Source organism: Streptomyces atratus, assembly GCF_014648655.1.
Taxonomy (GTDB): Bacteria; Actinomycetota; Actinomycetes; order Streptomycetales; family Streptomycetaceae; genus Streptomyces; species Streptomyces atratus.
Map to the genome: position 1 here is coordinate 470,342 of NZ_BMRN01000001.1, position 22,242 is coordinate 492,583.

General features: G+C 70.8%; 17 protein-coding genes and 1 pseudogene. 7 read left to right on the top strand and 11 right to left on the bottom strand.

Annotation, left to right across the window (positions count from 1 at the left end):
* The first annotated feature begins 95 nt into the window (after positions 1–95).
* The gene (locus IEZ15_RS02030) at positions 96–1,298 is read left to right on the top strand and encodes a glycoside hydrolase family 1 protein (RefSeq protein WP_114246441.1); all 1,203 of its coding nucleotides are present in this window, start codon (positions 96–98) and stop codon (positions 1,296–1,298) included.
* A 241-nt stretch (positions 1,299–1,539) separates the two neighbouring features.
* A complete protein-coding gene (locus tag IEZ15_RS02035; RefSeq protein ID WP_189273638.1) occupies positions 1,540–3,009 on the top strand; it encodes a glucoamylase family protein in 1,470 nt (489 codons plus the stop codon).
* A 27-nt stretch (positions 3,010–3,036) separates the two neighbouring features.
* Here IEZ15_RS02035 and IEZ15_RS02040 read toward each other — a convergent pair whose 3' ends face one another.
* Positions 3,037–4,095, bottom strand: a complete 1,059-nt coding sequence (locus tag IEZ15_RS02040) for a glycoside hydrolase family 18 protein (RefSeq protein WP_373302474.1) — start codon at positions 4,093–4,095, stop codon at positions 3,037–3,039.
* 133 nt (positions 4,096–4,228) lie between these two features.
* Here IEZ15_RS02040 and IEZ15_RS02045 point away from each other — a divergent pair, with 133 nt between their 5' ends.
* Together IEZ15_RS02045 and IEZ15_RS02050 are read left to right on the top strand one after the other, a co-directional pair.
* Complete coding sequence (locus IEZ15_RS02045) at positions 4,229–6,355, top strand: TPM domain-containing protein (RefSeq protein ID WP_189273640.1); 2,127 nt, start codon at positions 4,229–4,231, stop codon at positions 6,353–6,355.
* Positions 6,356–6,418: 63 nt separating this feature from the next.
* Positions 6,419–7,132 carry a PspA/IM30 family protein gene (locus tag IEZ15_RS02050; RefSeq protein WP_189273641.1) on the top strand — a complete coding sequence of 238 codons (714 nt, stop codon included), beginning with the start codon at positions 6,419–6,421 and terminating at the stop codon, positions 7,130–7,132.
* 84 nt (positions 7,133–7,216) lie between these two features.
* Here the strand turns inward: IEZ15_RS02050 and IEZ15_RS02055 are convergent, their stop codons facing one another.
* The 7 genes and pseudogenes from IEZ15_RS02055 to IEZ15_RS02085 all read right to left on the bottom strand — a co-directional run.
* Positions 7,217–9,766, bottom strand: a complete 2,550-nt coding sequence (locus tag IEZ15_RS02055; RefSeq protein ID WP_114246438.1) for a SpoIIE family protein phosphatase — start codon at positions 9,764–9,766, stop codon at positions 7,217–7,219.
* A gap of 193 nt (positions 9,767–9,959) precedes the next feature.
* Complete coding sequence (locus tag IEZ15_RS02060) at positions 9,960–10,388, bottom strand: ATP-binding protein (protein ID WP_114246437.1); 429 nt, start codon at positions 10,386–10,388, stop codon at positions 9,960–9,962.
* A 223-nt stretch (positions 10,389–10,611) separates the two neighbouring features.
* Positions 10,612–11,016, bottom strand: coding sequence for a (deoxy)nucleoside triphosphate pyrophosphohydrolase (locus tag IEZ15_RS02065; RefSeq protein ID WP_093896846.1), 405 nt, complete (start codon positions 11,014–11,016; stop codon positions 10,612–10,614).
* Positions 11,017–11,057: 41 nt separating this feature from the next.
* Positions 11,058–11,240, bottom strand: coding sequence for an SPOR domain-containing protein (locus IEZ15_RS02070; protein WP_189273643.1), 183 nt, complete (start codon positions 11,238–11,240; stop codon positions 11,058–11,060).
* A gap of 389 nt (positions 11,241–11,629) precedes the next feature.
* Positions 11,630–12,382, bottom strand: a complete 753-nt coding sequence (locus IEZ15_RS02075; protein ID WP_189273645.1) for a GntR family transcriptional regulator — start codon at positions 12,380–12,382, stop codon at positions 11,630–11,632.
* A gap of 350 nt (positions 12,383–12,732) precedes the next feature.
* A complete protein-coding gene (locus tag IEZ15_RS02080) occupies positions 12,733–12,837 on the bottom strand; it encodes a proprotein convertase P-domain-containing protein (RefSeq protein ID WP_189273646.1) in 105 nt (34 codons plus the stop codon).
* Positions 12,837–13,352, bottom strand: a pseudogene (locus IEZ15_RS02085) (protease inhibitor I9 family protein); the annotation flags it as partial. The gene IEZ15_RS02080 and the pseudogene IEZ15_RS02085, both read right to left, overlap by 1 nt.
* A gap of 248 nt (positions 13,353–13,600) precedes the next feature.
* Here IEZ15_RS02085 and IEZ15_RS02090 point away from each other — a divergent pair.
* Both IEZ15_RS02090 and IEZ15_RS02095 read left to right on the top strand, forming a co-directional pair.
* Positions 13,601–14,698: a threonine synthase gene (locus IEZ15_RS02090; protein ID WP_229845684.1), complete on the top strand. Its 1,098-nt coding sequence runs from the start codon at positions 13,601–13,603 to the stop codon at positions 14,696–14,698.
* Between the two features lie 76 nt (positions 14,699–14,774).
* On the top strand, positions 14,775–17,402 hold the full coding sequence (locus tag IEZ15_RS02095) for a discoidin domain-containing protein (RefSeq protein WP_189273650.1): 2,628 nt from the start codon (positions 14,775–14,777) through the stop codon (positions 17,400–17,402).
* A 230-nt stretch (positions 17,403–17,632) separates the two neighbouring features.
* Here IEZ15_RS02095 and IEZ15_RS02100 read toward each other — a convergent pair whose 3' ends face one another.
* The 3 genes from IEZ15_RS02100 to IEZ15_RS02110 form a co-directional block, all read right to left on the bottom strand.
* Positions 17,633–18,133 (bottom strand): levansucrase, encoded by a 501-nt coding sequence (locus IEZ15_RS02100; protein ID WP_189273652.1) that lies wholly within the window; start codon positions 18,131–18,133, stop codon positions 17,633–17,635.
* Between the two features lie 141 nt (positions 18,134–18,274).
* Positions 18,275–19,582: an IPT/TIG domain-containing protein gene (locus IEZ15_RS02105; RefSeq protein ID WP_229845685.1), complete on the bottom strand. Its 1,308-nt coding sequence runs from the start codon at positions 19,580–19,582 to the stop codon at positions 18,275–18,277.
* 261 nt (positions 19,583–19,843) lie between these two features.
* Positions 19,844–20,590, bottom strand: coding sequence for an IPT/TIG domain-containing protein (locus IEZ15_RS02110; RefSeq protein WP_189273654.1), 747 nt, complete (start codon positions 20,588–20,590; stop codon positions 19,844–19,846).
* A gap of 1,070 nt (positions 20,591–21,660) precedes the next feature.
* On the opposite strand from IEZ15_RS02110, the gene IEZ15_RS02115 reads away from it, so the two are divergent.
* A complete protein-coding gene (locus tag IEZ15_RS02115) occupies positions 21,661–22,230 on the top strand; it encodes a carbonic anhydrase (protein ID WP_229845686.1) in 570 nt (189 codons plus the stop codon).
* Positions 22,231–22,242: the final 12 nt, after the last annotated feature.

Sequence of the window (22,242 nt, forward strand, 5' to 3'; positions counted from 1 at the left end):
GGCCGGCCCGTCCCGGCCGCCCCACCGAAACGTACGAGGCCGCACCCCGCACCCCCGCCGGCCACACCCCTTCATCACCAGAAAGACAGTTTGCGATGACTCACACCCAGGTCCCGTTCCCCGAAGGCTTCCTGTGGGGTGCCTCCACGGCCGCCCACCAGATCGAGGGCAACAACACCAACAGCGACTGGTGGGTCAAGGAGCACGCCGCGGGCACCCACATCCAGGAGCCCAGCCTGGACGCCTGCGACAGCTACCACCGCTGGCACGAGGACATGGACACGCTGGCCGGTCTGGGCTTCACCGACTACCGGTTCTCCATCGAGTGGGCGCGGATCGAACCGGCCGAGGGCCAGTTCTCCCGGGCCGAACTCGCCCACTACCGCCGCATGGTCGAGGGCGCCGTCGAGCGCGGCCTGCGCCCCATGATCACCCTGCACCACTTCACCGTGCCGCAGTGGTTCGAGGCGCGCGGCGGCTGGACCGCCGACGGCGCGGTCGAGCTCTTCGCCCGCTACGTCGCGGCCTGCGCACCGGTGATCGGCGAGGGCGTCAGCCACGTCTGCACCATCAATGAGCCGAACATGATCGCCGTGATGGCGGGCCAGGCCAAGCGGGGCGACAACAGCTTCCCGCCCGCCGGTCTGCCGACCCCCGACGACGAGACCACCCAGGCCGTCATCGCCGCGCACCACGCGGCCGTCAAGGAGGTCAGGGCGATCGACGCCGGCATCCAGGTCGGCTGGACCATCGCCAACCAGGTCTACCAGGCCCTGCCCGGCGCCGAGGAGGTCACCGCGGCCTACCGTCACCCCCGCGAGGACATCTTCATCGAGGCCGCCCGCGGCGACGACTGGATCGGTGTGCAGTCCTACACCCGGACCAAGATCGGCACCGAGGGCCCCATACCCACGGCCGACGGCGTCGAGCGCACCCTCACGCAGTGGGAGTACTACCCCTGCGCGGTCGGCTACGCGCTGCGCCACACCGCCGAGGTCGTCGGCAAGGACGTGCCGCTGATCGTGACCGAGAACGGCATCGCGACCGACGACGACAGCCGCCGGATCGACTACTACACCGGCGCTCTGAACGAGGTCGCGTCCGCGCTGGAGGACGGCCTGAACATCCAGGGCTACCTGGCCTGGAGCGCGCTCGACAACTACGAGTGGGGCTCCTACAAGCCGACCTTCGGTCTGATCGGCTGGAACCCGGAGACCTTCGAGCGCCTGCCCAAGCCGTCCGCCGTCTGGCTGGGCGAGATGGGCCGCACGCGCGCACTGCCGCGCATCGCCGACTGACGTCGGCCCCCGACCGGGAGCGACCTGACAGCTCCCGCCCGTACGGGAACCGGCGGTACCTGACGGACGCCGGTTCCCGTACAGCTCTGCCCGCGCGCGGCGCCGCCCGTGTCCAGCTCCGCCCACGTGCGGCGCCCGCGCGGGTGCCGCACGTATCACGGCGCCCCGCGCCCTCAGTCACGACCGACGAACGAAATCCGCCCACCGCCCACAGTCGGTGGCTCTTCTTCGAGGGGTTCTGATGGACCGTCGCACGTTTCTCACCGCCGCGGGAACAGGGGCTGCCGCCCTGTCCCTCGGAGCCGTGTCCGCGCCTTCGGCAGGCGCCGCGCAATCCGTGCACGGCTCGGACACACCACTGCTCCGGCGCTGGTTCCACGACACCTACCGCTCGATCGAGGCGATGACGACCGACTTCGGTCTCGCCGTCGACAAGATCGACGTCAGCGGCACCGCCCCCGTCCAGTCGCGCCAGACGTCCCCCACCAACATCGGCTGCGGCCTCTGGTCGACCGTCGCCGCGGCCGGGCTCGGCGTGATCAGCGATGCCACGATGGAACGCAGGCTGGAGCGCACCGTCGGGGCCGTCGAGAAGCTGGAGCGCCACCACGGGTTCTGGCTCAACTGGTACGACGCGCACGACGGTTCGGTCCTGACCGAGTGGCCCGGCAGCGGCGACCCGGTGCGTCCGTTCCTCTCCTCCGTCGACAACGCCTGGCTGATCACCGGTCTGCGTATCGCCGCCGACGCCTCGCCCGCCCTGCGCCCCCGCATCGCCCGCATCCTGGCCACCGCCGACTGGTCGTACTACTACACGCCGTACGACCCGGCCGACCCCGTCGCAGGTCCCGGTCAGCTGCGCGGCGGGTTCTGGACCGACACCGAGGAGCCCACCGGCCATCACTACGGCGCGCTCAACACCGAGCCGCGCATGGCAAGTTACCTGGGCATCGCGGACGGCTCGCTGCCCACCGACCACTACTGGCACCTGCTGCGCACGATGCTCCCCGAGCACGGGCAGGAGCAGCACCCGCAGGGCAGCTACGTCGCCATGGACGGCGTACGCGTCTGGCAGGGGCACTACACCCACCGCGGCCGGAAGATCGTCCCCACCTGGGGCGGGTCGATGTTCGAGGCTCTGATGGTGCCGCTGTTCGTACCGGAGCCGGAGTGGTCGCCGCGGTCCTGGGGCCTCACCCACCGGCGCTACGTCCGCAGCCAGATCGAACACGGCATGAAGGAAGCGGAGTACGGGTACTGGGGCTTCTCCCCCGCCAACATTCCCGAGGGCGGGTACCAGGAGTACGGCGTCGACGCGATCGGCATGCAGGTGGACGGATACGCCTCCAACACCGACCGTACTCACACCACGGACGGTGAGCCGCTGCCGCCCCCCTCGGCGTTCACCAACGGTGTGGTCACCCCGCACGCCTCCTTCCTCGCCCTGCCCTACGCGCCGGACGAGGCGATCGCCAATCTGCGTGCTCTCGACCGCGACTTCGGCGCCTACCACGCCGGATACGGATTCCGGGACTCCGTCAACGTCGGCACCGGGCGGGTCAGTGACTACATGCTCGCTCTCGACCAGGGCATGATCGCCGCGGCGCTGGCCCAGGCGATCCGCCCGGGCCTGCTGCAGCGGCCGTTCCGGACCGGTGGGTTCCAGTCGAAGGTGCGTCCGCTGCTCGTCAGGGAGCGCTTCTCCATCTGATCTGCCCTGTGGCGGCGTGCGCGGAGGTCAGTTCCAGCCCTTCCGGTACGCCGCCCAGTCGCCGTCCCGCGCCGCGAAGTCGACGTAGAGCGCGACCCCGAACCGTTCCCGGCCGCGGTCCGTGCGCCCCAGCCCGAGTCTGGTGCCCCGGACCGCGGCCGCGACCGTCTCCGCCGCCTCGTGGTGTCCGAGGTCGTTCTCGTGGAAGAACGGCAGCCCCATCAGCAGATCGGTCTCGGGGGGTGTCACCTCCAGGGCGAGCGCGGTCTGCTCGGCGACGTAACCGCCGTACATGCCTTCCAGCGGCATCCAGGTGTCGTACGACATGACGGCGATCTGGTCGACCCGGCGTGCGACCTGCCCGAAGAACTTCTGCGACCACCACTTCGGGCTGCCACTGAGCGCCCCCACCACCCTGTGCGCCTCCGGCAGCGGGTCGATCTGGTGGGCGGCGACCGACAGGGGGACCTCGCGGGCCCGGGTGAGCCCGCGCAGGTCGTCGAGGAGCGAGAGGTAGTTGCCGTCGCCGGAGTGCAGCGGCTCCAGGTCGAAGTGGACGCCGTCGAACCCGGCGTCCAGGATCTGCCGGGTCGATGCGACGACAGCGCTTCGGGACGCGGCCCGCTCCAGGCGCAGCCCGTCGGGCCCTTCGGTGGCGAGCTTGTCGCCGAGCCAGGCCTGGACCCGGATGCCGGGCAGGGTGCGGTGTACGGCGTCGAGCAGCCACCGCGCCCGGGGGTAGCGGGCGGCGGGCAGGGTGCCGTCGTGTTCCAGCGGCCCGGCGTGGACGTACAGGTCCTTGATCCCGGTCCCCTTGATCCGGGCGGCGAACGCGGCGAGGTCTGCGTCGTCCTTGCGCCCGTCGACCCAGGCATGGCCGAGCCAGATGGCATCGTGGCCACGGGTGCGGGTGCCGTCGCCGGGGTCACCTGAATAGTTGAGCCGCAGAGCCGCCCCGGCGGTGAGGACCGGTACCACGATCACCAGAACCGCTCCCAGCGCGATCCGTCTCGGCCAGGTCCCCCACAGCCCACTCCAGCGGAACCGGGCCGCCCGGTTCCGTACGGCCTGAGTCATGCGCTTCATCCGCGTCCGCACGTCCGTCCCCCTGAATGCCTGATGTCGGTGTGCCGTCGCAGTATGAACGGCATCGTTCCCGGCTCCGGGCCCGATCGCCCGGTCGCGGGCGACAGAGGGTGGACATAGCCTCACAAATGTGATGCCGCTCGTGAGCCGTACCCGGATATCCATACCGGGCCGGGCCCTTCTCTCCGTGCTGTTGACGGTGTGCTGGCTGGCCCTTCCCGCCGCGCTGACCGCTCGCGCCGACGATCCCGTCATCCTGTCCAGGGACGGGCAGATCACCGACAAGGTGGGGGCTCTCGGGAACCGCAGGGACCAGGTCACGGCCGCGCTCGACCGGCTGTACGCCGACCGCCGCGTCCAGCTCTTCGTGGTCTACGTACGGGACTTCTCCGGCCGGTCCGCGCAGAACTGGGCCGATGAGACGGCCAACCGCAACGGCCTCGGCCGCGAGGACGTCCTGCTCGCCGTCGCCACCCACGACCGGCAGTACGCGTACACCGTCGAGCAGGGCTCACGCCTCACCGACGCCCAACTCCAGGACGTGGCCGACACAGCGATCGAGCCCGCGCTCAGGGAGCACGACTGGGCCGGCGCGGCGATCGGCGCCGCGAACGGGTACTCCGCCGTGCTGGCCGACAAGGCCGTGCCCACCCCGACGATCACACCTGGCGTCGCCGATCCCGGAACCGGGAATTCCGGCGGGCCGAGTGCCACGGACCTGATTCTGCCGGTGGTCGTCGTCGGCGGGGCGGCAGCGGTCGCCGGCTATGCGTACATCCGGCGCAGGAGGCGGGCCACGACCCGCACCACGCCCGGTGCGACGGGCTGGGGTCCGGGCTCCGCCGGATCGGGCCCGCCGCCCCGGCCACCGACTCCGTTGCCGGAGCTCGATGCCCGTGCGAAGGAGTTGCTGGTGGACACCGACGACGCGGTCCGCACCAGTGAGGAGGAACTGGGTTTTGCCACCGCCCAGTTCGGTGAAGAGGCCGCAGCCCCCTTCACCGAGGCCGTCACCTACGCGAAGAGCGAGCTGACGGCCGCGTTCCGGTTGCGCCAGCAGCTGGACGACGCCTTTCCCGAGGACGACGCGACGCGGCGCCGGATGCTGGACGAGATCATCAGCCGCTGCACGGACGCCAACACCCGCCTCGATGCCGTGTCCGAGGACTTCGACCGGCTGCGCGCCCTGGAACGCAACGCTTCGCAGGCCCTGGCCACGGCCGAGACCGCCTTCCGCGCTCTCGCCGGCCGCGTCGGCGCTGCCGGGGCCGCTCTGACAGCGATGCGCAGCCGGTACGCGGAGTCGGCCTCCGCACCGGTCGCCGGCGCCGTCGAACAGGCCAAGGACCGGCTCGTCTTCGCCACGTCCGGTCTCAACCAGGCCCGGCAGTCGGTGGACAGCGGGAACAACGCCGCAGCGGCGGTATATGTACGGGCTGCCGAGGGCGCTGTCGACCAGGCGAGCACCCTCGTCGATGCCGTGGACCGGCGGAGCCGGGAACTCGCGGAGGCGGCGGGCAGACTGCCCGCCGCCCTCACCGAGACGGAAACCGACCTGGCCGATGCGGGCGGGCTGCTCGAAGGCACCGCGGAGGGTGTGTCGACGGCGGACCTACGGGGCCGGATCGCGCGCGCGGAGTCGGTGCTCGGTGACGTGAAGGGGGAGATGCAGGCCGGTCCGTACGACCCCATCGACGCACTGCGCAGGGTGGAGGAGGCCGATGCGGCGCTCGACGAGGCGCTGGCTGGCGCCCGTGAGCAGGAGCAGGGCGACCGGCGGGCCCGTTCCCTTCTCGACCAGGCGACGCTCACCGCGCGTTCGGCGATCGCCGCCGCAGCCGACTGCATCACCACCAACCGCGGAGCCGTGGGCAGCCAGGCCCGGACCCGCCTCGCGGAGGCCCAGCGGCGGCTCGACCAGTCCCGCGAACTGGCCGGGACCGGCGATCCCCAGGGCGCGCTGGCCCAGGCGCAGCAGGCGGATTCCCTGGCCGGGCAGGCCCGGAGCCTGGCCGAACAGGATGTGCGGTCGTACGGGGGCCCAAGCGGTCCTGGCGGTATGCAGGGAGGGGGCGGCGGGGTCGGCGGCGCGGTGCTCGGCGGGATCATCCTCGGCGGACTCCTGGGCGGCGGCGGGGGCGGCCGCGGCGGCGGGGGTTACGGAGGAGGTTTCGGCGGGGGTCTCGGAGGGGGCGGCGGGCCGGGCAGCTTCGGCGGCGGGGGCACGCGCGGCCGGCGGGGCGGCGGCGGCCGCTTCTGAGCCGATGGCACGGACACCGGCTCGAGGCTTCATTCGTACGCGTTCACACACAGGAGAGGTGCCATGACCAAGCAGACCGTTCTCGGCCGCGTCACCCAGCTGGCGAAGGCCAACATCAACGCGTTGCTGGATCAGGCGGAGGATCCGCAGAAGATGCTGGACCAGCTGATCCGCGACTACACGGCCAACATCTCGGAGGCCGAGCAGGCGGTCGCCGCGACCATCGGCAATCTGCGGCTGTTGGAACAGGACCACCAGGAGGACGTCGACGCGGCCAGGGAGTGGGGCGGCAAGGCACTCGCCGCCAGTCGCAAGGCCGACGAGCTGCGGGCGGCCGGGGCGGGCGCGGAGGCGGACAAGTTCGACAACCTGGCCAAGGTCGCGCTCGGCCGTCAGCTCCAGTCGGAGAAGGAAGCGAAGACCGCGGAGCCGACCATCGCCTCGCAGACCGAGGTGGTGGACAAGCTCAAGTCCGGCCTGGACCAGATGAAGACCAAGCTGACGGAGCTGAAGTCCAAGCGTGACGAGCTCGTCGCACGCGCCAAGTCCGCCCAGGCGCAGAACCGGATGATGGACTCCGTCAAGAACATCGATGTGCTCGACCCGACCAGTGAACTCAGCCGTTTCGAGGACAAGGTACGGCGCGAGGAGGCTAAGGCGCTGGGCAAGCAGGAGCTCGCCGCGTCGTCCCTGGACGCCCAGTTCGAGCAACTGGACAGCCTGGGCGACAGCGCCGAGGTCGAGGCCCGTCTCGCCGCCCTGAAAACGGCCTCGTGACCGCGGTCCCGGCGGGCTGATGACAGGGCGGCGCCGTCGGCGGCCCCATGGCGGGCAGCAGCCCTCGGCGGCCTCCCGAACCGCTCAGAACATGCTCAGCAGCTGCTCGACCGTGCGCTCGGCGGCCGGCTCCCCGTCGGGCAGCGCCAGTTCGAACCAGACGGTCTTGCCGCGCGGTGTCCGCCTCGACCCCCAGGCCACACTCAGCAGCCCGACCAGCTGCAGCCCACGCCCGCCCTCATCGGTGTCGCGTGCCCGCCGCCGCCGCGGCTGGACGAGGCCCGCGTCCCATACCTCGCACACGAGCGTACGGTCGCGCAGCAGCCTGAGCCGGATCTCGCCCTCCCCGTACCGCAGGGCGTTGGTGACCAGCTCGCTGACCAGTAGTTCGGTGGTGTCCACCAGCTCCTCGAGGTCCCAGGCGAGCAGCCGGCCACGGGCCAGTTCGCGGGCGCGGCCGACGGAGCGGGGTTCGCGGGGCAGCCGCCAGTCGCCGACGGCGTCGGCCGGCAGCCCCCGGATGCGGGCCATGAGCAGGGCGATGTCGTCCTCGCCGTGCCGGGTGTCGAGGGTGGTCAGTACGTGGTCGCAGACGTCTTCGAGCGGCCGTTCCGGTTCGACGAGCGCACCGCGCAGGGCGTCCAGTCCTTCGTCGAGCGGATGGTCGCGGGACTCGACGAGGCCGTCCGTGTAGAGGGCGAGCAGGGCGCCCTCCTTCAGCTCGACCTCGACCTCCTCGAAGGGTTCGCCGCCGACGCCGAGCGGCATCCCGGGCGGGACGTCGAGCAGCATGGCCGGTTCGCCCGGCTCGACCGCGGCAGGGGGGAGATGGCCGGCGTTGGCGAAGGTGCACCGCCGGGTGACCGGGTCGTAGACCGCGTAGATGCAGGTCGCCAGGTAGACCTCGGAGAGGTCCGCCTCGCGGGACTTGTGGGCGGCCCTTGAGGGCCACTGGGCGCCGCCGAAACCGCCGGACGAGGAGCTGCCGCCGCCGGGGGTGCCGAGCCCGCGGGCGACCTCGTCGAGTGCGGAGAGCACCTCGGCGGGTTCCAGGTCCAGGAGGGCCAGGGTCCGTACGGCGGTGCGCAGTTCACCCATGGCCACGGCGGCCCGCAGGCCACGGCCCATGACGTCGCCGACGACGAGGGCGGTCCGGTGGCCGGGGAGTTCGATCACGTCGAACCAGTCGCCGCCCACCTCGGTGGCCGTGTTGCCGGGGAGGTAGCGGCACGCGATGTCCAGGCCGGCGGCCACGGGGTCACCGGGTGGCAGGAGGCTGCGCTGGAGGATCAGTGCGCGCTCGTGCTCGCGCCGGTAGAGGCGGGCGTTGTCGATACAGACCGCGGCGCGGGCGGCGAGTTCGGTGGCCAGTGCACGGTCCCTCTCGCCGAAGGGTTCGCTGCCCTTCGTACGGGAGAACTGGACGAGACCGACCACCGTGTCGTGGGCGACCATCGGTACGGCGAGCGTGGACTGGACGAAGCCCTGGTCGTCGCCGGGCACATCCTCGACATGACCGGTGCGCAGGGCAATGGCACAGGGCGAGTTGTACGAGAAGCGGTGTACGGCGCCGAGCGCGGGCGGGCCGGCGTCCGCGTCGGGTGCGGCGGTGGCGGGCAGCGCGTCCGACACGGCGCTGGCAAGGGCGACGCGGCGCAGTTCGGCGGAGCCGCCGACGGACTCCTGACGGAGCGAATCCCAGCTGCCGGGTGGCGCGTCGTCGCCGGTGAGCAGCCCCTGGTAGAGGTCGACGGAGGCGAGGTCGCAGAAGCCGGGCACGGCGACATCGAGGAGCTCGCGGGCGGTCGTCTCCAGGTCGAGGGAGTTGCCGATACGGGCACTGGCCTCGTTGAGCAGGGCGAGGTTGCGGCGGGCGCTGGCGGCCTCGCGGGCGGCGATGTGCCGTCGGGTCACATCGGTGGCCAGCCCGGCGATGCCGATGGGGCGGCCCGATCCGCTGTGCACGCGGTAGAGGTTCATGGACCAGTGGCGGTTGTCGCTGTCGCCGGGCGCGGTGCCGACGAGCTGGAGATCGGTGACGGACGCGCCGGTCTCCAGAACGCGCTCCAGCGTGGCGGTGAGCCGGTCGGCCTCGGGGCGGGAGAGGTAGTCGTCGACCGTACGGCCACGGTGGTCGGCGGCCTGGCCGCCGAAGACGGTGGCGAAGCGCTGGTTGGCCCGTATCACCGTGAGGTCCGTACCGAACAACACGAAACCGAAGGGAGATTGGCCGAATATGGCCTGTGACGCAGCAAGGTCCGTCTCGATGCGGCGCAGCGCGCGAACGTCCACGACGATGCAGAGCGCGGCGCGTTCCCCGGTACCCGTCTCGCTCGGCATCACATAGATCTCGGCGAGACCGTGCACGGGATCCTCGCCCGGTATCCGGAAGGGGACGAGGCCGGTCCACTCCTTGCCGTCGAGAATCTCGCCGACTCGGCGGTGGCCGTCCCCGCGCAGTTCCGCGGGCATGAACGCCTCGACCGGATCCATGCCCACCGCTTTGTCTGCGGGAACGCCGAAGAGACCGGCGGCCCGCCGGCTCCACTGCTCGATCAGGCCGTCGGGGCCGATCGAGAAGGAGGCGACCCTGATGTAGTCATAGATCGAGCCAGGCGGGCTGCTCTGCCACACAATGTCGCCCGCTGTCCCAGGTATTTCGCTCACGCGACCGTCCCCTCCAGCTCACACACCGGACCGGTCCTGCCCGCAGTATTCAGCACTGCAGCCCTTACCGACACGGCGTTCACGATCACAGCACGGTCTCAGTACCTTTCAGCCAGGTTCTGCCCGACCTCTGGTGATCGCTGTGCGTCCCACCCCACTCCTAACCAGGCAGGGCCAGCTCGAACCACACGGTCTTGCCGGTCTTCCCGCGCCTGGTCCCCCAGCGGCGAGCAGAACGGGCCACCAGCTGCAGTCCTCTGCCGCCTTCGTCATCGGGTCCCGCCATACGTTCGGTGGGCGGATCCGGAAGCGGATCGGAGACTTCCACGAGCAGTCCGGGACGGGCGGCGGGAGCGTCACCGTTGAGATGCGGGCGCAGCAGACGTACCCCGATGGGGCCCGATGTGTACTGCATGGAGTTGGTCACCAACTCGCTGACCAGCAGAACTGTCATATCCCCGACGGCAGCGTCGAGCCCCCAGCCGCGCAACGCCTCATGGACGGCATGCCGCGCGGAACGCACGGCGCCCGGCACAGCCGGAAAGGTCCACTCGGCGCAGTCGCCTTCGGTGTCGATCACGCCGACCACTTCCCAAGACCAGCAACGAGGAACGTCTTGTTTACGGGGGTTAATCAGGACATACCCGATATTTGGGGCGAACTATCGCCGGGGTCGACACGTGGGGCGTACGGGTGTATGGCCGCGCGCACGAACAGACGTACACAGACAGAGGGGCGCACGGGGCAATCGGCGCGCGCCACCGGAATCATGCCGCAATCCACGCCGACAGCTCTCGCCGCAGCGTTCCGCGTCAGCGGGGCGCACCGTCCGGCAGGCGGCGCATCGCCTCCGCGACCGCGGGCAGGTCCTGGTCCAGCCAGTCGACCGCGTCGCTCTCACCGGGCCCGAGCCAGCGCAACTCGTCATGGTCCTGGAGCGGTGCGGGCACCCCGGACACCAGACGGGCCGTCCACACCCGGAGCACGTACCCGGGCTTCAGCGGCCACTCACCGGGGATGCGCTCCAGCGGTTCCGTCTCCACGCCGAGCTCCTCGCGGAGTTCCCGTACGAGCGCCTGCTCGCCGCTCTCCCCCGGCTCCAGCTTCCCGCCCGGCAGCTCCCACCGGCCGGCCAGCTCGGGCGGGGCGCTGCGGCGGGCGGCCAGCAGGCGGCCCCGGTCATAGACGGCTCCGGCCACCACCACACGATCGTTCATGAGCCGGAGCGTAACGCCCCGCCCGACTCCTTGCGGACGCTCTACGGCCGGGCACTCTGCCCGATGCGCTCCACCCAATAGAGCTGCTTGTGGCCGTGACCGTCGAGCTTGTCGGCAGTCTTCTGAGCCTCGCCCCGTGTGGCATACCTGCCGACGCGGTAGCGATTGCCGTTGTCGTCCTGCCGTATCACCAGCCAAGGGAGCTCGGCACCGTTGTCGCTCATCGCGCACCTCCCTCGAACGGCATGCATGTCTCTAAGGATCCCCAGGAAACCGCAGTACGCATATGCCGGACCCTACGCCTGACCTTCACTCAACGGATACGTAATTACACAAAGAGATACCGATCCGGCCACGAGAAAGGGGGCGCACCCGATTGGATGCGCCCCCTGCGGCAGCTGCGCCCCCGGTCCGTCGCCGTACGCGCCGTCGGCATCGGCATCGGCATCGGCCCGAGAACGGGCCCGTTCACCTTCCGGTGTACGGGTACGAACAAGAAGGAAGGAGCGGGACATGACAAGCCATTACAGCCGGTGGTTGCCCCTCGGTTACGGCACCCGGCAGGGCGTTGGCCTGTCGCCACCGACGCCGGACGGCGCCCTCCAGGTACCGGTCACCTGACCGGAAGGTGGTAGGCGATCCGGAAACGATCAGCGGGCACCACCACGTCCGCCGTCTCGACCGGGCGACCCGATGCGTAATACGTACGCTCGATCACCATCACCACATGACCCGGTACGCCGCCGAGCGCCAGGAGCTCCTCCGCCAGCCCCGGACGCGCGCCGACCTGCTCGGCCACGTTGTCCACGACGACATCGATCGCGGCCATCCGCTCGACCACCCCGCAGCCGCCCAGCGGGCCCTCCTCCGGCAGCATCACCGGCGTACGCCCCGTCACGGCGAGGGGTTCCCAGGATGTGGAGAGCATCATCGGCTCCCCCGCCTCCCGGAAGGTGTATCTCGTACACATCACCCGGTCGCCCGGTTCGATGCCGAGGCGCTCGGCGACCTCACCGCTTGCACTCTCCTGCTCACTGCGGGACTCCCAGGTCCCGCGCACCCCGTCCGCCGTCTGCTCCTGACGGAACGGGCTGGCCCCGGCCCCGGTCCGGTAGCCGGAACGGGCGATCCGGCGCGGGACCGGGCGCTCGCGCACATACGTACCGGAGCCGGAACGTCCCTCGACCAGCCCCTCGGCCATGAGCACCTTGCGCGCCTCCAGCGCGACGGTGTCCGAGACTCCGTACTCCTCGCGGATACGAGCCTGCGACGGCAGGCGCGCGTGCGGCGGCAGCGAACCGTTGACGATCTTCTCTCTCAGATCGCTCGCAACGCGCAGATAGGCGGGCTGCTCACCGAAAGTCACAGGCCACTCCCAACAGGTTGACAGTCTGCAACAGCCTGGCAACCGTCGGTTGTGGATCGCAAGCGCAGGCCAGAGTTTCACCCGAAGTGATGATTCATCATGACCTCGCGCATACCTCGCCGTCGGCCACCGAAGAGGCCCCGGCCCTTCCGGCCAAGGCAAGGGCCACGGCAGCAAAAACACCGGCAACCACGGCTCGGCCCCCGCCGTACATCCGCAAGCACGGTCTCGGCGGCGCGATGTTCTGGCCGCCGGACGGGGACACGGACGACGGCGAGCCGATGACCGCGGTCGACCGGGGCCTCGACCGGCGCCGCCCCACACACGCTCAATGGCTCACGGAGCCGTCATCAGAACTGCAGGGCCCAGGAGTTGATCCTCCCGGTGTCGGCCGCCGCATTGTCGCCGACCCGCAGCTTCCAGGTGCCGTTGGCCACCTCCGACGAGGCGTTCACCGAGTAGCGGTGTCGATGATGTACGCGGTGACACCCTCGCCCGCCTTGTCGGGGTAGGTGTAACTCTGGTTCAGCGGCAGGTTCTTCTGGTCGATCCGGTCCAGCCCCCAGGAGGGCGGCGAGGGCTGGGTGCCGGAGACCGTGAAGGTCCGGTTCTGTACGACGGACTCGACGGCCGGGTCCGCGGCGAACTTCTTCGCCTGCGCGGCGGAGAGTTCGACCGCGTAGCCGTTGAGGGCCGCGTGGTAGGTCTTCTTGATCTTGGCGCCGTACTCCTTGGCGAGCGCCCTGCCCTGCTCGGAGCCGGCGTCGGCCGCCGCTTCGTCGAGCGTGACGATGTAACTGCCGCTGATGGTGCCCGGGGCACCCGCGTTCTCGATCCGGCCTTCCGTCGCCGTCCCGGCCGCGGTGGCGGGGAACGCCGCCGCGGTGGAGAGCGCGAGGGCGGCACCGGCTATGACGCTCGCCGCGGCGAGTCTTCGACGCGCGTGGGGGGTGTGACGCATCACTGACATGTGAGGGGTCCTCCTCGATTGCGGTGCGCTGGTGGGGGGTTCCATGGGAAATGGAGGTGGGGCAGGGCAGGGCCGAACCGTAGCCCTCGAATAGCATGGGCATGACAATCACGCGCTTCGGATTCCGCGCTGCCCACGGCCCGGCCGACAGCGAAAGATTGACCGATCCATGGGAATCACACAAGGGTGCGTTGACGTGCGCCATACCTTCGCCACTCAGCCGCCACACGCCTGACATGCTGACGGGCATGACCATGTATCTCTGTCCGCGGGACGGCACCCGTGCCGAAACCACCGTCCTCACCTGGTGCTGCCCGGTCTGCCGCGGCCCCTGGGACCTCGACTTCGAGGTCGCCGGGCCACTCTCGCTCAACTCGCTGAGCGGACGGGTCAATTCACTGTGGCGTTACGAAGAGGCGCTGCCCCTCGCCGCACCCACGACCACCCTCGGCGAGGGCCGCACCCCGCTCGTCCCGCTCACCGGCACGGTCACGGCCAAGCTCGACTTCCTGATGCCGACGCTCTCCTTCAAGGACCGCGGCGCCGTGATGCTCGCCGAACTGGCCCGCCGCCTCTCGCCCGAGCGCGTCATCGCGGACAGCAGCGGCAACGCGGGCACGGCCGTCGCCGCGTACTGCGCCCGCGCCTCGCTCCCCTGCACGGTGTACGTCCCCGAGGGCACGTCCCCGAAGAAGACCGAGCAGATCCGGGCCCATGGCGCCCGCCTGGAGATCGTCCCCGGCGGCCGTGAGGCCACTGCGCTGGCCGCCCGTACCGCGGCCGACACCCCGGGCACGTTCTACGCCTCGCATGTCTTCAACCCGTACTTCCTGCACGGCACGAAGACCTACGTGTACGAGATGTGGGAGGACCTCGGCGGCCGCCTCCCGGACGCCATCGCCGTACCGGTCGGCAACGGCACGCTCCTCCTCGGCGCGGCCCTGGCCACCGCCGAACTCCACGCCCAGGGGCTGATCGACGAGCGCCCGGCGCTGATCGCCGTACAGGCCGAGGCCGTGTCACCGCTGGCCGCCGCCTTCCGCGCGGAAGCGGACGAGCTGCTCGACGCCCCGGCCGGAGCGGCCGCCCCCACCCTCGCCGAGGGCATCGCCATCCCCCGCCCGCCGCGCGCCCGGGCCATCCTGGCCGCGGTACGGGAATCGGGCGGCACCTTCCTCACGGTGACCGAGGATCAGATCCGTACAGCACAGCTGGATCTGGCCGCCCGCGGGTTCTACGTGGAGACGACGGGCGTCGCCTGCTGGGCCGCGGTCGGCGGCTGGACGGACCGGAGCGTCGTCGTGCCCCTGTGCGGCGCAGGCCTCAAAACGGGCCTCGCCGACTGACAGGGCCGGCGGCCGTTCACCCGCGCGCCGCGCGCCGTGCACCGCCGCTCGGCGCGCGCGTCCATACCTTCATACGGTGAGCCTCTCGCGCCTCTGCCTCCTCACGTCCCTGACGTCTCTGGTCGCGGGCGCCCTGGTCGCACCGCTGCCGCCCCTCTCGTACGCCGCCGCTCCCCTCCCGCCCTCGTCCACGGCCTGCGGCCGGGACACCGACCCCACCTGGGCGCCGACCTCCACCCGGTTCGGTGAGGCCGCCGGTTACGCCCCCTATGTCGGCAACGGATACCTGGCCCATCGAGTGCCCGCCACGGGCGCCGGCTATGCCTCCCCGGGCGGGAAGACCGGCTGGCCGCTGTTCACTCCGCGCTACGACGGCGCCTTCGTCTCCGGCCTGTTCGGGCGCGACAGGAACCTCGCGGACGGCCGCGAGGTGATCGCCGCACTGCCGAGCTGGACGACGCTGGACGTGGGCGTCGGCGACGAGACCTACGGTTCCGCCACGCCTCCGGGCCGGATCTCGCACTACCGCCAGACGGTGTTTCTGCGCTGCGGCCTGGTGCGTACGTCGCTGCGCTGGACCACGGCCGACAGGCGCACGACGGACCTGACGTACGAGGTGCTCACCGACCGGTCCGATGTGCACACCGGCGCCGTACGGCTGCGCATGACACCGCACTGGAACGGTACGACGACCGTCACCGGCCGCCTCGACCCGCGGGGCGCACGCCGGATCACGCTCAACGGCGACGGAACGTTCCGCACGCAGGGCACCGGGACAGCGGGCGCGATCGTCCAGACGATGCGCACCGGCGGATCGACGTCGACGCAGGCACGCGACACCGACCTGGTGAGCAACACGGTCCGGGTGCGCAACGGGCGCACGTACACCTTCGAGAAGTACGTCGGAGTGGACACCGCGCTCACCTCGCCCGCCCCGCGCACAGCCGCCGGCGAGACGTCCCGGCGCGCGGCCCGGCGCGGCTGGTCCGGTGTCCTCACCGCGAACGCCGCCGCCTGGCGACGGGCCTGGGCGGCCGACATCTCCGTACCGGACAGTCCCGAGCTGCAGAAGTGGCTGCGGTCGGCGCAGTACGGTCTGCTCGCCTCCACCCGGACCGGGTCCCGCGACAGCATCGCTCCGGTCGGTCTGACCAGCGACAACTACGCGGGCCTGGTGTTCTGGGACGCCGAGACCTGGATGTACCCGGCGCTGCTCGCCACCCGCCCCGAACTGGCCCGCTCCGTCGTCGAGTACCGCTACCGCACGCGCGGGGCTGCCCGTGCCAACGCCCAGAAGCTGGGATTCCGGGGGCTGTTCTACCCGTGGACGAGCGCGAGCAACGGCAACCTCTGGACCGAGTGCCAGAGCTGGGACCCCCCGCACTGCCTCACCCAGAACCACCTCCAGGGCGATATCTCGCTCGCGGTCTGGCAGTACTACCTGGCGACCGGGGACCGTGACTGGCTGGCCGGGCACGGCTGGCCGCTGCTTCAGGGGATCGCCGACTTCTGGGCCTCGCGGGCCACCGCGAACGGCGACGGCAGCTACTCGGTGAAAGACGTCGCGGGCCCCGACGAGTACAGCAACGGCGTCACCGACGGGGTCTTCACCAACGCGGTCGCGGCCACGGCCCTGCGCAACGCCACCCGCGCGGCGCAACTGCTCGGGCACCCGGCACCGGCCGAGTGGACGCGGGTCGCGGACGGTCTGCGCATCCCGTACGACCCGAAGCGAAAACTCCTCCTCCAGTACGCGGGCTACAACGGCTCGACGATCAAACAGGCCGACACGGTGCTGCTGATCTACCCGCTCGAGTGGCCGATGGAGCCGGGCGCCCGGGCGTCCACACTCGACTACTACGCCGCGCGCACCGATCCGGACGGCCCGGCGATGACGGACTCGGTCCATGCGATCGACGCCGCCACGATCGGGGAGGCCGGCTGCGCAACGTACACCTATCTCCAGCGCGCCGTGCGCCCGTTCATGCGCGGCCCGTACGCCCTGTTCAGCGAGGCCCGGGGCGCGAAGACGGGCGCACAGGACCCGCTGTCGGGCTCCCCCGCCCAGGATTTCCTCACCGGGAAGGGTGGATTCCTCCAGGTCTTCACACACGGCCTGACGGGTCTCCGGCTGCGGGAGGACGGGGTGCGCCTCGATCCGTTGCTGCCGCCGCAGCTGGGAAGGGGCGTCACTCTGACGGGGCTGCGCTACCGGGGCCGTACGTACGACATCGCGATCGGTCCCCTGACGACGACGGTCCGGTTGATCTCCGGCGCCCCCTTCACCATCCACACCCCCACCGGCCCCCGCCTCCTCACCGGCGCGCTCGCCCTCGCCACCCGCCGCCCCGACCTCGCCCGGACGACGGACGCGGCCCGCTGCCGCCCGGCGACGGCGACCTCCGAGACCCCCGGCCTGTACGCGGTCGCCGCGGTGGACGGCAGCCCGGCCACGTCCTGGTCCCCGGACGGCGCGACGGGCGCGCTGACGGTGGACTTGGGGCGCGCGGCCCCGGTGACCTCGATCGAGCCGGAGTGGACGGACGCACGCTTCTCCTCCTACCGCCTGGAGACATCGGTGAACGGCACGGACTGGCACCCGTACCGGTCGGGGGAGACGGCCCGTCAGGTGCGGCTGACGGTCACTTCGGATGACGCGGAGAAGCCGGTGGGCGTACGGGAGTTGAGGGTCGTGCAGCCCTAGGGGCGCCGCCCGGCCGGATGCCTCGCCGGCCGCCGCAGCGCGTCGCACCTCCTGGATGCCCTGCCACCGGAGGAAGCAGGCGCAACCGGAGGTGCTCCTGACCGGATGGCTGGGCCGCGTGGAGCCGCCGCACGGCGCATGAGACCGCACATGATCCCCGCCACACGTCGCACCGGCTCGCGAACACCCCACGGCACAGCGCCGGCTGAAACGCGCCTGAACTCGGCGGTTCAGCCCTGCGGTTGGAAGTAGCGGGCACCCTTCTCGATCAGATGCGAGGCGTAGGCCCGCCCCAGGGCCGGCTTCCCCCGGTACATGCCCACGTAACCCTGCGTGCTGTCGACGACGACCGGCCGCGCGAAGCAGGCGAACCGATTGCGCTGCTTCTCCTCCGCCCACGCCATGGCGGCCGGATCGATCCGGTCGCTGACCAGGACGGGGAAGGACGCGACGCCGGTCTGCATCCCGACGGGCAGGCCGCCCTTGTTCTTCTTGGCATACGCGAGCACCTGCGTGGTGAACGTGTCGATGACCGGCACGGTGACCTCGGGCACGGCGGCGGCCACGGCGAACAGATGCAGATTGGTGGCCGCCCAGCGCATCCGGAAGTCGGCCCGCCGCCCGACGAGCACAGGGACCCCGGCCCAGTCCTCCCAGCGCGGGGCACAGCCGTCGGCCGCCAGTCGGCTCTCGACCGCGGCCAGGTAGTTCCGTATCGACTCTTCACTCATGGCCGCGATTGTCCACGGGCCGAGCTCCCCCGGAAACCCGCCGAACCGTTCGCCGGGCCGCCGCCGACCGGCCTGCCCGTCGAGCCGCTTCCCCGCCCACACACCGGCTGCCGTCTCTCCTCAAGTCGTGTGCCGGAACACTCAGATGCCGGGTGGGCCGAGTCGGGTGTAAGGAACGCCGACACTGGTGCCACCGGGGGTGACGACCCTGATGGTGACTGCGCCCGCCACGCCGGGCGGTGCCGTGGTTGTCAGCTGGGTGTCGGAGACCACGGTGAAGCCGACGGGCACGGCACCGAACAGTACTGCGGTGGCATACGTCAGTCCGACGCCGGTGAGAGTCAACGTGCTTCCGCCTGCCAACGGCCCCTGATTGGGCGCCAGGCCGGAGACGACCGGGGCACCCAGATATAGGTAGGCCACACCGTTGCTCGTGCCACCGGGCGTGGTGACGGTGACCGGGACGGAGCCGGCGACACCGGGCGGCGACACCGTTCTGATCTCCGTGGCCGAGAAAATGGTGTAAGGGGTCGCCGCCGTGGCACCGAAGCGAACCGCCGTGGCCTGGAGGAATTTCGCACCGGTCAGTGTCACGGGCATGCCACCGCCCACCGGCCCGGACCCGGCGGTGACGCCGCTGATCACCGGTGCGGCGAGGTAGTAGTAGGGGACGGCCTGGGTGCTGGTACCACCGGGCGTGGTGACCGTGACGGCAACCGGACCCGGGCCGCCGACGGGGACAACGGCAGTCAGTTGGGTCGCCGAGACGAAGGTGAACGAACTCGCCGCGTTCGCCCCGAAGTGAACGGAGGTCGTTCCGGTGAAGCCGGTCCCGGACAAGGTGATGCTGTTCCCACCCACGAGTGGCCCCTGGGCCGGAGTCACACTGCTCAGAACCGGAACGGCGACATACGTATAGGGGACCCCGGCGCTGGTGCCGCCCGGAGTGGTGATCGTGACGCCGACGGTGCCGAGGGACCCGGCGGGGGCGACCGCGGTGGCCTGCGTCGCGGAGACGGCAAGGAACGCGGCGGCCACGGTACCGAAACGAACCGAGGTGGCGCCGGCGAAGCCGGTTCCGGTCAATGTGACCGTGTTCCCGCCTTCGACCGACCCCTGGTTGGGGACGACGGAACTGATCGCGGGCGTCGCGATCGTGTAAGTGAAGCCAACGCCGTTGCTGGTTCCGTCGGGCGTGGTCACCGTGATCTGTACGGTGCCCGCACCGGCCGGGGCGACCGTGGTGATCCCGGTCGCGGACACCACGGTGAACGAAGCGGAGGGAGTACCGCCGAAGGTGACCGCGGTCGCGCCGGTGAATCCGGTGCCGGTCAGCGTGACGACCGTTCCGGCGACCCCCGAGAAGGGGCTGTTCGTGGTGATTACGGGGGCCGCCGCGGCCGTCGACGGTTGCGTAGCGCGGGGCATCGCGCTGTCGGAGCTCTCCAAAGCCGTTCTCCTGTCGGGTGATGTGATCCGCGGGATGTGATCGGGGCGTTGTGGACGGGACCCGGAGATCGGAATGTGGTGATCGGGCGGGGCGCCGCCCGGACCTCCTGGCCGGGCGGCGATGAGCGAGTGGTGCCGAGTGGGTTGCCCGCCCGGCCGGGCGGGCAACATCCCGGACCGGGGCGGACGTCCTGCATCCGGAGGCGGTACCGGTGCCGGGTGCCCTTCCGCGTCGGCAGTCGGTGCCGCAGCCGTGACGGATCAGATGCCGGGGCCTGTCACGTACGTGAAGGCGCCGACGTCCGTGGCTGTGCCCGCAGGGTTGGAGAGAGTGACGTCGACCGCACCGACGGTCCCGGGCGGGGTGACTGCGGACACCGTCGTCGCGTTGATGACCGAGAACGGTGCCGGCACCGAGTCGAACGTGACCTGGGTCGTCGAGGTCAGGTTGGTGCCCGTGATGGTCACCGCGGTTCCGCCGGACGCCGGTCCGGAAGCCGGAGTGATCCCGGTGATGGTCGGGGCGTCGATGTACGTGTACGACAGACCGTTGTTGGTGCCTCCGGCGGTCGTCACACTGACGCCCACCGGCCCGGCTGCCGCACCCGCGGGCACGACGACACTGATCTGGCTGTCCGACAGCACCGTCGGCGTGACGGTGTTGGCGCCGAATGTCACCCCCGTGGCGGTGGACAGGCCGGTGCCGCTGATGACGACGTTGTTGCCGCCCGCGGTGGCACCCGAGCTCACGCTCAGACCGGACTTGAACGGGGCGCCGACATAGAAGAACGGGACCGGGTTGCTGGTTCCGCCCGGGGTGGTCACCGTCACGCCGACCGTGCCGGAGCCGGACGGCGAGACAGCGGTGACCTGGGTGGGCGAAACGTTGGTGACGCCGGTCGCCGGCTTGGTACCGAAGAGCACAGCGGTGGTGCCCGTGAGGTTGGTTCCCGTGACGGTGACGGTGGTACCGCCACCGGTGGAGCCCTGGTTCGGACTGATTGGCATGGTCGTCCTCCGTGTGTGTGAACTGAACTCCGAAATAAGGGAGTTGACTCCGAGCCAGGTCCGGATCAAGACCCATGGCCATGGCTTGGAACACCGGGCCGCTGTCGGGCCCGGCCGTCCTCGCGCAGGGTGCTCGGAGCCGTGATGAGCCGTGTCGCGGGCCGCCGGCCCCGGACGCCGCGGCCGGCGGCCACGCTCGTGGCCCAGATGACGAGGTACTCGGTGTGCGCGGATGACTCGCGCACCGCTCCCTTGCAGAGGCCGGGGGCCGTCGCACCAACCCCTGCCGCTACCTGGCAGGGGCGACTGGTCGGATCCAAGTCCTCTACGGGGGCGCCCATCGCGGCCATCCGGAGCAAACGATGCCGAGGTCCGTCACACATCGACGGTCGGCGAACAGAACGGTTCCGCGCTCCCCCGGAGAGGGATGGGCGGCCCACCGGTTCGATGACCCAAGTGACCCATACGAATGAAATATGACACAAGCATCTTGACGAATAGCCACCTGAACGGACGAGCGCACAGGGGCGGATCGATCGGCACGCCGGGGAGAGTCGAATCCGCCGCCTCTCCCACCACGCGCCCCCCAGAAACCACCACGCAACTGACCCGTTCCCGGCAACGGACGCACCCGGCGCGGAACCAGGGAAGGGGCCGTCTCCTGGCGGAGCGCTCGGGATCCTGCCGTTCCCACCCTTGCCGGATTTGCCGGGGCCGGTGTGGACCCACGCTTTGCAAGCCCGCCTCGCCGGCGCTCATGCCGCCGCCCGAGCCGGTTATGTGGGCCGTCGGTGGCAAAGCAGCCCGCGCCCGCTTGCGCCTGCCGTCGGGCTCCCACACCGCGCTGAACAATCACCCTGGTCAGGACGTACGGACGCGTCTCAGCAGACTGAGGGGAACGACCGATGGACAGAGCGGGACATCCGGATCGCAGAACTCTGCTCGCCGGCGGACTCGTGGTCGCCTCGGTCGCGCTTGCGGGATGCTCATCGACGAGCGCCACCCCATTGACGACCAGCACTTCGCCAAAAGCGCGGCCGACCACGCCCGCCGCGGCATTCACGAGACTGATGGACGGCAACAAGCGCTGGGTGAGCGGAGACCTCCAACACCCCGACCGGGATCCGAACCGGCGCCAGTTCGTTGCCCAGCAGCAGGAACCCTTCGGGGCGATCCTTTCGTGCATCGACTCCCGGGTGCCGCCTGAACTCCTCTTCGACACCGGGCTGGGTGACCTGTACGTGATGCGCACGGGCGGGGAGGCGGTCGGCCCGGTGGTCACGGGTTCCGTTGAGTACGGGCCCATGACGAGTGGCACTCCGCTCGTCGTGGTCCTCGGGCACCAGCGTTGCGGTGCCGTCGAAGCGGCGTACAACTCCATCCGTGACGGCAAACCGCTGCCCGGCAACCTGGAGGCGATCTCCAAGGCTCTGCGGCCGGCGTACGAGCAGGCCGTCCGGGAGGGCGGTGCCGACCCGGTCGAGACCATGGCCCGCGCCCAGGTCGAGCTGACCGCGGCCGACCTGCGCTCCAACCAGGACCTGGCCCCACTCGTGGGGCAGGGCGCCCTTGCCGTGGTCGGCGCCTACTATTCGCTCGACACCGGCAAGGTGGAAGTCCTGGCCGGCGCGCCTTCCTGACCGGCCGGACGA